The sequence below is a fragment of the Streptomyces viridosporus genome, assembly GCF_002078235.1.
GTDB lineage: Bacteria > Actinomycetota > Actinomycetes > Streptomycetales > Streptomycetaceae > Streptomyces > Streptomyces viridosporus.
Window position 1 is genome coordinate 1 of the sequence record NZ_MSGP01000053.1, and the last position, 11714, is coordinate 11714.

Annotated in this window: 12 protein-coding genes; 6 read left to right on the forward strand and 6 right to left on the reverse strand. The window is 71.7% G+C overall.

The annotated features are described in order from the left end of the window. Nucleotides 1-38 precede the first annotated feature (38 nt). From B7L92_RS03865 to B7L92_RS03875, 3 genes are all read right to left on the reverse strand, one after another. Nucleotides 39-644, reverse strand: a complete 606-nt coding sequence (locus tag B7L92_RS03865) for a MarC family protein (RefSeq protein WP_081236078.1) — start codon at nucleotides 642-644, stop codon at nucleotides 39-41. An 82-nt stretch (nucleotides 645-726) separates the two neighbouring features. Beyond that, nucleotides 727-1584 carry a PHP domain-containing protein gene (locus B7L92_RS03870; protein WP_081236079.1) on the reverse strand — a complete coding sequence of 286 codons (858 nt, stop codon included), beginning with the start codon at nucleotides 1582-1584 and terminating at the stop codon, nucleotides 727-729. A 196-nt stretch (nucleotides 1585-1780) separates the two neighbouring features. Then, on the reverse strand, nucleotides 1781-2422 hold the full coding sequence (locus tag B7L92_RS03875) for a DUF6758 family protein (protein ID WP_004983713.1): 642 nt from the start codon (nucleotides 2420-2422) through the stop codon (nucleotides 1781-1783). 187 nt (nucleotides 2423-2609) lie between these two features. On the opposite strand from B7L92_RS03875, the gene B7L92_RS03880 reads away from it, so the two are divergent. After that, nucleotides 2610-3869, forward strand: coding sequence for an MFS transporter (locus B7L92_RS03880; RefSeq protein ID WP_081236080.1), 1260 nt, complete (start codon nucleotides 2610-2612; stop codon nucleotides 3867-3869). A gap of 30 nt (nucleotides 3870-3899) precedes the next feature. Here B7L92_RS03880 and B7L92_RS03885 read toward each other — a convergent pair whose 3' ends face one another. Next, nucleotides 3900-4484, reverse strand: coding sequence for a suppressor of fused domain protein (locus B7L92_RS03885; RefSeq protein ID WP_081236081.1), 585 nt, complete (start codon nucleotides 4482-4484; stop codon nucleotides 3900-3902). Between the two features lie 500 nt (nucleotides 4485-4984). Between B7L92_RS03885 and B7L92_RS03890 the strand changes: the two genes are divergently transcribed. Together B7L92_RS03890 and B7L92_RS03895 are read left to right on the forward strand one after the other, a co-directional pair. Beyond that, nucleotides 4985-6103: a magnesium and cobalt transport protein CorA gene (locus tag B7L92_RS03890; RefSeq protein ID WP_081236082.1), complete on the forward strand. Its 1119-nt coding sequence runs from the start codon at nucleotides 4985-4987 to the stop codon at nucleotides 6101-6103. 39 nt (nucleotides 6104-6142) lie between these two features. Then, nucleotides 6143-6658, forward strand: a complete 516-nt coding sequence (locus B7L92_RS03895) for a hypothetical protein (protein WP_081236083.1) — start codon at nucleotides 6143-6145, stop codon at nucleotides 6656-6658. A gap of 11 nt (nucleotides 6659-6669) precedes the next feature. Here the strand turns inward: B7L92_RS03895 and B7L92_RS03900 are convergent, their stop codons facing one another. Continuing rightward, complete coding sequence (locus tag B7L92_RS03900; protein ID WP_081236084.1) at nucleotides 6670-7425, reverse strand: hypothetical protein; 756 nt, start codon at nucleotides 7423-7425, stop codon at nucleotides 6670-6672. Nucleotides 7426-7641: 216 nt separating this feature from the next. Here B7L92_RS03900 and B7L92_RS03905 point away from each other — a divergent pair, with 216 nt between their 5' ends. The 3 genes from B7L92_RS03905 to B7L92_RS03915 are packed head-to-tail and all read left to right on the forward strand — an operon-like array spanning nucleotide 7642 to nucleotide 10700. Continuing rightward, on the forward strand, nucleotides 7642-8925 hold the full coding sequence (locus B7L92_RS03905; RefSeq protein ID WP_081236085.1) for a magnesium transporter MgtE N-terminal domain-containing protein: 1284 nt from the start codon (nucleotides 7642-7644) through the stop codon (nucleotides 8923-8925). Next, on the forward strand, nucleotides 8915-9523 hold the full coding sequence (locus B7L92_RS03910) for a DUF1003 domain-containing protein (protein ID WP_081236086.1): 609 nt from the start codon (nucleotides 8915-8917) through the stop codon (nucleotides 9521-9523). Before B7L92_RS03905 ends, B7L92_RS03910 begins: the two co-directional genes overlap by 11 nt. Before the next feature lie 43 nt (nucleotides 9524-9566). Next, complete coding sequence (locus B7L92_RS03915; RefSeq protein WP_081236087.1) at nucleotides 9567-10700, forward strand: Mrp/NBP35 family ATP-binding protein; 1134 nt, start codon at nucleotides 9567-9569, stop codon at nucleotides 10698-10700. A gap of 95 nt (nucleotides 10701-10795) precedes the next feature. Here the strand turns inward: B7L92_RS03915 and B7L92_RS03920 are convergent, their stop codons facing one another. Further along, nucleotides 10796-11470, reverse strand: a complete 675-nt coding sequence (locus B7L92_RS03920) for a hypothetical protein (RefSeq protein ID WP_081236088.1) — start codon at nucleotides 11468-11470, stop codon at nucleotides 10796-10798. Between the last annotated feature and the right edge of the window lie 244 nt (nucleotides 11471-11714).

Here is an 11714-nt window from a genome sequence, read left to right on the forward strand (position 1 = left end):
CCGATCGGTACGGGGGCTCCGCGCGTCCCGCGGCCGGGTCAGCCGCCCCGGACCACCTGGGTGACACCGTTGATGATCTGCTGCACGGCGATCGCGGAGAGCATCATGCCCGCGAGGCGCGTCACCAGGACCACGCCGCCGTCCTTGATGACCCGGATGATCAGCAGCGAGTACCGCATCGCCAGCCACAGCACGACGTGGATGGCGAGGATCGCCGACCACACCGAGACCTGCCCGGCGGCGCCGTCGGCCTTCTGCACGGCGAGGATGACCGACACGATGGCGCCGGGCCCGGCCAGCAGCGGCATGCCCAGCGGGACCAGCGCGACGTTGACGTCCTTGGTCTGCTGGGGTTCGTCGGTCTTGCCGGTGAGCAGGTCGAGCGCGATCAGCAGGAGCAGCAGCCCGCCCGCGATCATCAACGCGGGCACCGACACATGCAGGTAGTCGAGGATCTGATGGCCGAGCAGACCGAAGACGGCGATCACGCCACCGGCCACGCACACGGCCTGGAAGGCCATCCGCTTCTGCACCTTGGCGGGCCGACCTGCGGTCAGCGCGAGGAAGATCGGGGTGATCCCGGGGGGATCCATGATGACAAAAAGGGTCAGGAAGAGAGAGCCGAAGACGGCGACGTCGAACATGACTGCCTTGCTGAAGAACGAACGCCAGGCATGACTGCCTCGCGCTGAGGGACGAACGAAAGGTGGGCGGGAGGACGGGGCCTCAGACTCCGCCGGCCCCCGGCACCGGGAACGCCCCGGTCGCGCGCCGTGTGATCTCGCCGTACACCTCGGGGTCCGTCGTGAACTCGCCGAGGACGCAGGTCTTCCGGCTGCCGTGGTAGTCGCTGGACCCGGTCACCAGGAGCCCCAGCTCCTGCGCAAGGCCCCGCAGCCGCGCCCGCGTCCCGGGGTCGTGGTCCATGTGGTCGACCTCGATGCCGTCGAGGCCGGCCTCGGCCAGTTCGGCGATCGCGGACTCCGGCACGGTCCGGCCCCGCTTGCTCGCGGCCGGGTGCGCGAACACCGCGACCCCGCCCGCGCCCTTGACCAGCCGCAGCGCCTCGAAGGGGTCGGTCTCGTGCTTCTCCACGTGGGCCCGGCCGCCGTCGGCCAGCCACTCCCGGGTGAACGCGTCACCCACGGTCGGCACGACGCCCAGTTCGACGAGCGCGGCGGCGACGTGCGGACGGCCCACCGATCCGTCGCCGGCGATCCGCGCGACCTGCTCCCAGGTGACGGGCACGCCCAGCGCGTTCAGCTTGGCGATCATGCCCTGGGCCCGCGGCACCCGGTCGTCCCGGACCAGTTCGCGCTCGGCGAGCAGCGCGGGCTCCTCGGGGTCGAAGAGGTAGGCCAGCAGGTGCATGCTGACACCGTCGAGCCGGCAGGAGAGTTCGGCGCCGGTGACCAGGGTGAGCCCCTCGGGCAGCGCGGCGAGGGCCTCGGCGTGCCCGCGGGTGGTGTCGTGGTCGGTCAGCGCGATGACGTCGAGACCTGCGGCGCCGGCCTTGCGGACCAGGTCGGCCGGCGTGTCCGTGCCGTCGGACGCGGTGGAGTGGGTGTGCAGGTCGATACGCACGACGCGTTACTCCAAAGCGGTGACGGGACGGACGGGGACGCTTCAGGATAACCGGGTTTTCACCGTCCCCTGTCACACCCGAACCGGTACTGCGCCCCCTACGCGCCCGCGGCGAGCCGCCTGCTCCCGCCGCCCGGACCGAACTCCGCCGTCCGGACCGGACCCCGCGCCCCCGGAGGGCTCCGAACAGCGGGCCCTACGTCTCCAGCAGGCGCGGCGACAGCGCTCCGCAGGGCACCAGCTCCACCTCGGCCCCGGCGTCCCGCAGGTCGGCGAGCACCAGCTCGTCGTACATCAGCAGCCCGGACTGCTCCGGCCACACCACCGCCCACAGCCACATCCCGAGCGCCTCGCCCGCGAACACGGCACGGTCGTCCGGGGTCTTGGAGACGTGCCAGAGCGGCGTCGGGCGGCCGGCGGCCAGGACCTTGGTCTGGGCGGGCTTCTCGACGTCCATGTACGGCCCCGGGTCCGGGCCGTCGATGCCCGCGTACCGCGCACCGAGGCCGACGCCGAGCTCCTCGGCCACCAGGATGAGCTCGCCCATGCCGCCGAGCGGTCCGGGCCCGGTGCACGCGACGGCGGTCGCACGGCCCCCGCTGCGGTCGTCCCCCGCGCAGGCCACGCCGGTGAACAGCCAGCCCACCGGTAGCGGCCACGGCATCCACACCGGCACCTTCGTGCGGCGCACGACCACCTCGAGAGCCTCGACGCTGGGCGGTATCACCGGCTGCATCGGGTGCACGGCACCGTGCACAGCGCACTCCCAGGCATCGGAGAAGAGGCCGGGAGCCCTGACCCGGCCACCGCACTTCGGGCAACTGGGTTCGCCCCTCATAGAGCCCCACGGTCCTACCCCGGCCGCGCCACGTCAAGGACGATCACCCGTCCGGAGGGAACCTCCCGGGACGACAGCAAATAGATGTAGTTTGCATCAATTAGCCCGGCTAACTTATCGTGTGCAATTGCCAACCATCTGCCGGGCATCCGGCACCCCAGTCACGTCCGGGATTGGAGCACCCCCCATGGCCCCCTTCGACGCGGGAACGGGCGGCATCCTCAGGCAGCCGAAGGCCGTGTGGGCGACGGCCGGCGCGTCCGTCGTCGCCTTCATGGGGATCGGGCTCGTCGACCCGATCCTGCCCTCCATCGCGGAGGGCCTCGACGCCACCGCCGGCCAGGTCTCCCTGCTGTTCACCTCGTACTTCCTCATCACCGCGCTCGCGATGCTGGTGACCGGCTTCGTCTCCAGCCGCATCGGCGGCCGGAAGACCCTGCTGCTCGGCCTGGCCCTCGTCGTGGTCTTCGCGGGGCTCTCCGGCACCTCGGGATCGGTCGGGGAACTGGTCGGCTTCCGGGCCGGCTGGGGGCTCGGCAACGCCCTGTTCGTCTCCACGGCCCTCGCGGTCATCGTCGGCGCGGCGGCCGGGGGCGGCGCGGCGGCGATCCTGCTCTACGAGTCCGCCCTCGGCCTCGGCATGGCCTGCGGGCCGCTGCTGGGCGCGCTGCTCGGTGACGCGAGCTGGCGCTACCCCTTCTTCGGCACGGCCTTCCTGATGGCGGTCGGCTTCCTGTGCATCGCGGCGTTCCTGAAGGAACAGCCGAAGCCGGCCCGCAGGACCTCGCCGCTCGACCCGCTCAGGGCGCTGGGCCACGGCGGACTGGCCTCGACGGCGGTCTCGGCGTTCTTCTACAACTACACGTTCTTCACTGTGCTGGCCTTCACGCCGTTCGTGCTGGACATGTCCCCGTACCGGTCCGGGGCGGTGTTCTTCGCCTGGGGCGTGCTGCTCGCCGTCTTCTCGGTGATCGCGGCACCGCGGCTGCAGCGGCGCTTCGGCTCGCTGAAGGTGCTGGGCGGCTCGCTGCTGCTGCTCGCGGCCGACGTGCTCGTCCTGGGGTACGGCGACCACACCACCGCCGTCGTCTGCACCGTCCTGTCCGGCGCCCTCATCGGCGTGAACAACACCGTGTACACCGAGCTGGCGCTCGGGGTGTCGGACGCGCCGCGCCCGGTGGCGAGCGCCGGGTACAACTTCGTGCGCTGGTTCGCGGCGGCGGCCGCGCCCTGGTTCGCACCGAAGATCGAGGAGTGGACCGACGCGCGCGTCCCGTTCGTGGTCGCGGCGGTCACGGCGGTGCTGGGCGCGCTGGTGGTGGCCGTACGGCGAAAGGCGCTCGCCCTCCCCCACCCCCGGCTCCGCCCGGGCGGGGAGGCCCCCGTCGCCGAGGACCCGCAGACGCGCCACGCGACCGGGGACGGCGTCACCGCCCTCACCAACTGACCCGAGCCGAGGAGGCGTTGGTGAGGTTGATCACTCCAGTGGGACGGAGGTGCGGGTGGGGTCCCGCAGGTCCGTGCCCTGGGTCAGCCAGCGCTCCTGGAGGGCCTGGGCGCCGTGCACCCGCTTCCAGGCGGCCTCGTTCGGGGTCATGGGCAGCAGCGGCAGGAACCGTACGGGGTCCCGGGGCGCGTCGAGCTCCAGGTCCTCCACCAGACCGCCCGGCTCGGCGACCAGCACCGAGGTGAACGGAGCGCCGGGCCACAGCGGCTCACCGACGTCCAGGGAGGCGCCGGGAGCCACGACCACGCCCTCGACCTGCGGGGACGCGGCCAGCACGGCGAGCGGGCGGAGCACCTTGTCGGTGTCGGCGCGCCCGGCCCGGACCGACAGCACCAGCTCCGCGCGCGGCCCCGCGACCGGGTCCGCGACCACGGCCGTGGGGTCGGCCATGGGCTGCGCGGACATGCCGAGGGTGGCGTAGCGCACGATGTCGCCCTCGTGGAAGCGCAGCACCTCGACGCGGTCCGTGCCCAGGAAGGTGACCGCCGCCCGCGCGTCCGGTTCGCCCAGCGCCGTGCGCAACCGGGCCTCGACCAGAGGAAGAACATCAGCCATGCGGCGAGCATAGAACTCGTCAGCACAGGGCAAAGCGGCGCCTTGACACGCCGATCGACTGATACGCTTGGCCGGTGGTTCGGGACAGCACGCAGAAGCGTCGCGGTCGAGTCCCGACGCCGATGTGACACTCCCCGTCTACCGGGGAATCCCCTCAGGGGATCGTGGATCGTCCCTCACGAGGGACCGGCCGGAGGAGGTGGGGCTGGCATGGACCGAAGTCGACCGTGCAGTATCACCCGCTCTTCCGCCCGCTGATGTAGCCGCTTCTTCTCTGGCTGCCACCTCTCTCACACGCGTCTTCATCGGAAGAGCACGTCGTTTCGTTCTGTCTGATCCGCCTCGGTAGCTGTATCAGCGACGAAGCTCGCCACCGCGACGGTGCGGTGCTCCCCGCTTTGTGGACGTGTCAAACATCCGCAGTTCAGGACGTCCTCATTCCGGGTTGTTCCACCCGTCGTACCGGCGCCTTTCGTTGCCCGTCCGCGAAGGAGCCCGCCATGTCGATGATCCGCGACCTGCGTGCCGTGGTCCGCCCCTCCTCCCGTGTCTCGCTGCGCAAGGAGAACGGTCCGTACGACACCCCCCGCGACCCCGCCACGACCACCGCCGTCGTGGACTGCGCCGTCTACCGCGACGGCCGCCGCCTGGAGACCGAGGGCCCGCTGGGCCCGCAGGAGGCGATGCGGCTGGTGCGCCGCGACGGGGGCTTCGTGTGGATCGGTCTGCACGAGCCGACCGAAGCCGAATTCGCCGGTATCGCCCGCGAGTTCGGACTGCACCCGCTGGCCGTGGAGGACGCCGTCCAGGCCCACCAGCGGCCCAAGCTGGAGCGCTACGACGACTCGCTGTTCACGGTCTTCAAGACCATCCACTACCTCGACCACGACCGGAGCGGCTCCAGCAGCGAGGTCATCGAGACCGGCGAGGTGATGTGCTTCACCGGCCGGGACTTCTTCATCACCGTCCGGCACGGCGGACAGGGCTCCCTGCGCGCCCTGCGGCACCGCCTGCAGGACGACCCCGAGCTGCTGTCCAAGGGCCCCTCGGCCGTGCTGCACGCCATCGCCGACCACGTCGTCGACGGCTACCTCGCGGTCGCCGACGCGGTGCAGGACGACATCGACGAGGTCGAGACGGAGGTGTTCTCGCCGGGCCGCAAGGGCACGCCGCGCGGTACGGACGCCGGGCGGATCTACCAGCTCAAGCGCGAGGTGCTGGAGTTCAAGCGGGCCGTGGCGCCGCTGCTGCGGCCGATGCAGCTGCTGAGCGAGCGGCCGATGCGGCTGATCGACCCGGAGATCCAGAAGTACTTCCGGGACGTGGCCGACCACGTGGCGCGGGTGCAGGAGCAGGTCATCGGCTTCGACGAACTGCTGAACTCCATCCTCCAGGCCAACCTCGCCCAGGCCTCCGTGGCGCAGAACGAGGACATGCGCAAGATCACCTCGTGGGCCGCCATCATCGCCGTCCCGACCATGGTCTGCGGGGTGTACGGAATGAACTTCTCGTACATGCCGGAGACCGACTGGAAGTACGGCTACCCCCTGGTCCTGGGAATCACGGTGGCCATCTGCCTGGGCATCCACCGCACGCTCAAGCGCAACGGCTGGCTCTGAGGCCCCGGCGCCCCGGACGGGCCTGGATAGGCTGGGCCCATGACAAGCGAGCTGCTCGACCGGGCCCTCATCGAGGAGGCCACGAAGAAGTCCGGCCTCATCTGGGTCGAGGGGCCCGGCACCCCGGCCCGTGCGCTGTGGCACGTGTGGCACGAGGGTGCCGCCTGCGTGGTCGGCGACGGGCCCGGGGAGCAGCCGCTGCCGGGACTGGCCGGCGGCGGGACGGCCCGGGTGACGGTCCGCAGCAAGGACAAGGGCGGCAGACTGGTCTCCTGGACCGCGCGGGTCGTGGAGCTGCCGTCCGGCTCCGAGGAGTGGACGGCCGCCGTCGACGGCCTCAAGGGCAAGCGGCTCAACGCGCCCGACGGCGAGGCGATGACGCAGCGCTGGGCCCGCGAGTGCCGGGTCCTGCGCCTGGAACCGACCGGGGAGACGGCACCGCTGCCCGACGGCTCACTGGCCGAGCCACCACTGCCGACGCCGGTGACGACCAGGAGGCCGATCCCCGCGGGCCTGCACCGGCTGCTGCGGAAGAAGCGGCGCCGCCAGGGCTAGGGCCCGTCCGGCTACGAGGTGGGGAGTTGCTTGCCGTAGTCCAGGGTCTCGCTCCCGGCCGGCTTCTCCAGGGGGAAGTCGGTGCCCCAGGCCGAGAACGTGAGGGTGCCCGCCTCGCCGGCCCGCACCAGGCGCAGCGGATACGGCTTGCCCTCGAGCGAGACGTCCAGGGTGCCGCCGGAGCCCTTGTCACCGGTGATGCGGATGGTGCGGACGCCGGCCTGCTCGCGGTGGCCGTCCGTGGCCAGCTTGCCGTGCAGGGTCAGCAGACCGCCGAGGAGGACGTCCTTGTCCGTGAAACCGCTGAACTTCTTGTACGAGGGGTCGCCCTGCGGCACCTTCACGTACTTCTCGGCGAGCTTGCCGGCCGCCGCGTCCGTCGCGCCGTCGCCCGCGTCCCCGCCGCTCGTATGACCCCAGAAATCCGCACCGGCCTTCAGGAAGAGCTCGTCGCCGATCCGCAGCAGGCGAAACGTCTCCCCCTTGGTGGTGACCGACCCGATGCCGCCCTCGGACTTCAGCCTCATGTCGAGCGTGTAGCTGCGCCCGTTGGTGACCACGGTCCCGTGCAGCCGGACCGTGTCGACCGACTCCGCGGCCTTGCGGGTCCGGTCCTGGATCTCGTCGGCGGACAGCCTGCCGACACCGTTGGTGCCCTCGTTCGGATCCTCGGAGCATCCCGTGAGCGCCGTCCCCGCCACCAGCAGCGCGCACACGGCGCCCGCCAGCGCGGCCCTGCGGGAACGGTCCTGGGAGATCTGAGTCACAGGTGGGGCTGCCTCTCTGGGAGGGGAGCTGAACGGCGTACCGCAGGGTACCGGGGACGGGTGATCCGAACGGAGCCAGTCCGTCCGGAGCGGCCGTCGGCGCACGGCCGATCGGGACGGGCTAGCCTGAAGCCCACCCGAGCGGGCAATTCGGAAAACAGACGCAGCAGGCAGTACCACCCGACGAAACACCCCGCACGCAAAGGAGCCGCCGCCATGGCAGCGGGCGCCCCCCGGTTCTTCGTCTCGCACCTCTCCGGTGTCGCCGTCTTCGACCCGAACGGCGACCAGGTGGGCCGCGTGCGCGACCTGGTCGTCGTCCTGCGGGTCGGCCGGCGTCCGCCGAGACTGCTCGGCCTGGTGGTCGAACTCCCCACCCGCCGCCGCATCTTCCTGCCCATGAACCGGGTGACCGCCGTGCAGTCCGGCCAGGTCATCACCACCGGCGTGCTCAACGTCCGGCGCTTCGAGCAGCGGCCCACCGAACGGCTGGTCTTCGGCGAGCTCCTCGACCGGCGGGTGACCCTCGTGGACAGCGGCGAGGAGGTCACCGTCCTGGACCTGTCGGTGCATCAGCTGCCGGCCCGCCGCGGGTGGGAGATCGACCGCGTCTTCGTGCGCAAGGGGAGGAAGGGCGGCGCGTTCCGGCGCAGCAAGGGCGAGACGCTGACCGTCGAGTGGACCGCGGTCACCGGTTTCTCCCTGGAGGAGGAGGGGCAGGGCGCCGAGAACCTGCTCGCCACCTTCGAGCAGCTGCGCCCCGCCGACCTCGCCAACACGCTGCACCACCTCTCCCCCAAGCGACGCGCCGAGGTCGCCGCCGCCCTCGACGACGACCGGCTGGCCGACGTGCTGGAGGAGCTGCCCGAGGACGATCAGATCGAGATCCTCGGCAAGCTGAAGGAGGAGCGCGCCGCCGACGTCCTGGAGGCCATGGACCCCGACGACGCGGCCGACCTGCTCGGCGAACTGCCCGAGACGTTCAAGGAGCGGCTGCTGAGCCTGATGCAGCCCGGCGACGCGGCCGACATGCGGCGCCTGATGTCGTACGAGGAGAACACGGCGGGCGGTCTGATGACGACCGAGCCGATCGTGCTGCGCCCCGACGCGACCGTCGCGGACGCGCTCGCCCGCATCCGCAACCCCGACCTCTCCCCGGCGCACGCCGCGCAGATCTACGTCTGCCGCCCGCCCGAGGAGACCCCCACCGGGAAGTACCTGGGCACGGTCCACTTCCAGCGCCTGCTGCGCGATCCCCCGTACACCCTGGTCGGCTCCATCCTGGACGACGACCTGCAGCCCCTGGAGCCGGACGCGGCGCTGCCCGTGGTCGCCGGTTTCTTCGCCACGTACGACATGGTGGCGGCGCCCGTGGTCGACGAGGCGGGTGCGCTGCTGGGCGCGGTGACGGTGGACGACGTGCTGGACCACATGCTGCCCGAGGACTGGCGGGAGACCGAGTTCCACCTCGACGAAGGGGTGGCGGCCGATGGCTCTTGAGCGCGAGGGGGTGCGCGAGCGGACGCCGGTGGGCGCCACGGCCGCCGGCCGGCCGCGGGCACCACGGCTGGACCAGCCGCGCCCGCCCCGGCGCCGGCTGCTGCCCGAGTGGGATCCGGACGCCTTCGGACGGCTGTCGGAGCGCATCGCGCGGTTCCTGGGCACCGGGCGGTTCATCGTCTGGATGACCGTCGTCATCATCCTGTGGGTGGTGTGGAACGTCTCCGTCCCGTCCGAGCTGCGCTTCGACGAGTACCCGTTCATCTTCCTGACCCTGGCGCTCTCCCTCCAGGCCTCCTACGCGGCCCCGCTGATCCTGCTCGCGCAGAACCGGCAGGACGACCGCGACCGGGTCAACCTGGAGCAGGACCGCAAGCAGAACGAGCGGTCGATCGCGGACACCGAGTACCTGACCCGGGAGGTCGCCGCCCTGCGGATCGGGCTCGGGGAGGTGGCGACGCGGGACTGGATCCGCTCGGAGCTGCAGGACCTGCTGAAGGAGCTGGAGGAACGACAGGACGGGCACCGGGACCACCCGGGGGCGTTCCCGGCGATGCGGGCGCAGCGGCCGCCGGGACGTGACACAGACGACCACTGAGGAACTTACCGGCGGGTGTACCCGGCGCCGTACCATCGTGGTTATGGCTACGGAAGACGCGGTGCGCGAGGCACTGGCGACGGTGAACGACCCCGAGATCAACCGACCCATCACCGAGCTCGGCATGGTCAAATCGGTGGAGATCGGTGCGGACGGTGCGGTCGCGGTCACCGTGTACCTGACGGTTTCCGGCTGCCCCATGCGGGAGACCATCACGCAGCGCGTGACGGACGCGGTCTCCCGGGTCGAGGGCGTCACCCGGGTCGACGTCACGCTGGACGTCATGAGCGACGAGCAGCGCAAGGAGCTGGCGAACGCCCTGCGCGGCGGCCAGGCCGAGCGCGAGGTGCCGTTCGCCAAGCCGGGCAGTCTGACCCGGGTGTACGCGGTCGCCTCCGGCAAGGGCGGCGTCGGCAAGTCGTCGGTGACGGTGAACCTGGCGGCGGCGTTGGCGGCCGACGGTCTGAAGGTCGGTGTGGTGGACGCCGACATCTACGGCCACTCGGTGCCCCGCATGCTGGGCGCCGACGGACGTCCGACCCAGGTCGAGAACATGATCATGCCGCCGTCGGCGAACGGCGTGAAGGTCATCTCCATCGGCATGTTCACCCCGGGCAACGCGCCGGTCGTCTGGCGCGGCCCGATGCTGCACCGCGCGCTCCAGCAGTTCCTGGCGGACGTGTACTGGGGCGACCTGGACGTGCTGCTGCTCGACCTGCCGCCCGGCACGGGCGACATCGCCATCTCCGTCGCCCAGCTGGTCCCGAACGCCGAGATCCTGGTCGTCACCACGCCCCAGCAGGCGGCGGCCGAGGTGGCCGAGCGGGCGGGCTCGATCGCCGTGCAGACCCACCAGAAGATCGTCGGTGTGGTCGAGAACATGTCCGGGCTGCCCTGCCCGCACTGCGGCGAGATGGTCGACGTCTTCGGCACCGGCGGCGGCCAGGCGGTGGCCGACGGTCTCACCCGGACCACGGGCGCCAACGTCCCGGTGCTCGGCTCCATCCCGATCGACGTGCGCCTGCGGGAGGGCGGCGACGAGGGCAAGCCGGTCGTCCTGACCGACCCGGACTCCCCGGCGGGCTCGGCGCTCCGCTCGATCGCCGGGAAGCTGGGCGGGCGGCAGCGGGGTCTTGCGGGACTGTCCCTGGGGATCACGCCGAAGAACAAGTTCTAGGCGTGCGGTCCCGAGGGGCCGCCGTGACGACGTGACGGTGAAGGGCGTCGCCCCCGCGGGGACGGCGCCCTTCGTCATGACCGAGCGGCCCGTGCTCAGGCCGCGTACGTGCCGATGTCCTGGACCACGGCGAAGCCGAGGCCGTACGCGCTCATGCCCCTGCCGTACGCGCCCACGTGCACGCCCGCCTGCGTGGTCCCGGCGAGCACCCAGCCGAACTCCGACTCGCGGTAGTGGAACTGCGTCGGGGTCCCGTCCACGGGCAGGGACAGCGTCGACCAGTCGGGCCCGCCGAGGTCGTCCGCGAGGACCCACGCGGTCTCCGTCTGCTGCTCCAGCCAGTCGTCGCGCAGGGAGTGGTCCATCTGGCCGGGCCACGTGAAGGACAGCAGCCCCACCCCGGCGAGCCAGGCGGCGGAGGAGACCGAGGTGGCCTCCAGCAGGCCGGTGCCGTCGGCACTGCGGCGGACCGGGTTGGCGGCCACGGTCACGACGACCGCGAACTTCTCCTTGGCGTCCTGGTCGGTCCCGGCCGTGTACTCGCTGCGCACCGAGGGCTCGTCGCCGTGCCCGATCGATCCGTGCTCGACGGCACCGTCGGCCGCCGTGCCGACCTGCATCAGCCAGCGGGGGCCGGTGAAGGCCTCGTCGAGGCCGTACCAGGGGAAGGGCGCCCGAAGGTAGCCGTCGACCGTACGCCGGACGGAGAGGACCTGTGGTCCGTCCTCCGCGGCCGTCGCCTGCGCGACTGTCCGACTCGTCGTCTCCATGTGCCCGGACGCCTCCTCGCTCTCGTCGGACCGAGTGGCCCGCCCCCCTTCGGGCGTACTCGTCCGGTCCGCACAACAACTCGGCAGCATAACCACCTTGTCGCCACGGGCCGGGAAAGCGCCCGGCGCGTGGGGCGCGCGGACGTCCGGATCGGGCCGTGCGCAGCCCGGGTGGAGTATGAAACGCGTCACGTGCGCAGGGGCGTACGCTCCCGGGCACCGGCCCGGGCGGCGTTCGCCCCTG

What these genes read in the sequence shown, in the direction of transcription:
- B7L92_RS03865 (WP_081236078.1), bottom strand. Translation starts at nt 644, where the DNA reads ATGTTCGACGTCGCCGTCTTCGGCTCTCTCTTCCTGACCCTTTTTGTC.
- B7L92_RS03875 (WP_004983713.1), bottom strand. Translation starts at nt 2,422, where the DNA reads ATGAGGGGCGAACCCAGTTGCCCGAAGTGCGGTGGCCGGGTCAGGGCT.
- B7L92_RS03880 (WP_081236080.1), top strand. Translation starts at nt 2,610, where the DNA reads ATGGCCCCCTTCGACGCGGGAACGGGCGGCATCCTCAGGCAGCCGAAG.
- B7L92_RS03885 (WP_081236081.1), bottom strand. Translation starts at nt 4,484, where the DNA reads ATGGCTGATGTTCTTCCTCTGGTCGAGGCCCGGTTGCGCACGGCGCTG.
- B7L92_RS03890 (WP_081236082.1), top strand. Translation starts at nt 4,985, where the DNA reads ATGTCGATGATCCGCGACCTGCGTGCCGTGGTCCGCCCCTCCTCCCGT.
- B7L92_RS03895 (WP_081236083.1), top strand. Translation starts at nt 6,143, where the DNA reads ATGACAAGCGAGCTGCTCGACCGGGCCCTCATCGAGGAGGCCACGAAG.
- B7L92_RS03905 (WP_081236085.1), top strand. Translation starts at nt 7,642, where the DNA reads ATGGCAGCGGGCGCCCCCCGGTTCTTCGTCTCGCACCTCTCCGGTGTC.
- B7L92_RS03910 (WP_081236086.1), top strand. Translation starts at nt 8,915, where the DNA reads ATGGCTCTTGAGCGCGAGGGGGTGCGCGAGCGGACGCCGGTGGGCGCC.
- B7L92_RS03915 (WP_081236087.1), top strand. Translation starts at nt 9,567, where the DNA reads ATGGCTACGGAAGACGCGGTGCGCGAGGCACTGGCGACGGTGAACGAC.
- B7L92_RS03920 (WP_081236088.1), bottom strand. Translation starts at nt 11,470, where the DNA reads ATGGAGACGACGAGTCGGACAGTCGCGCAGGCGACGGCCGCGGAGGAC.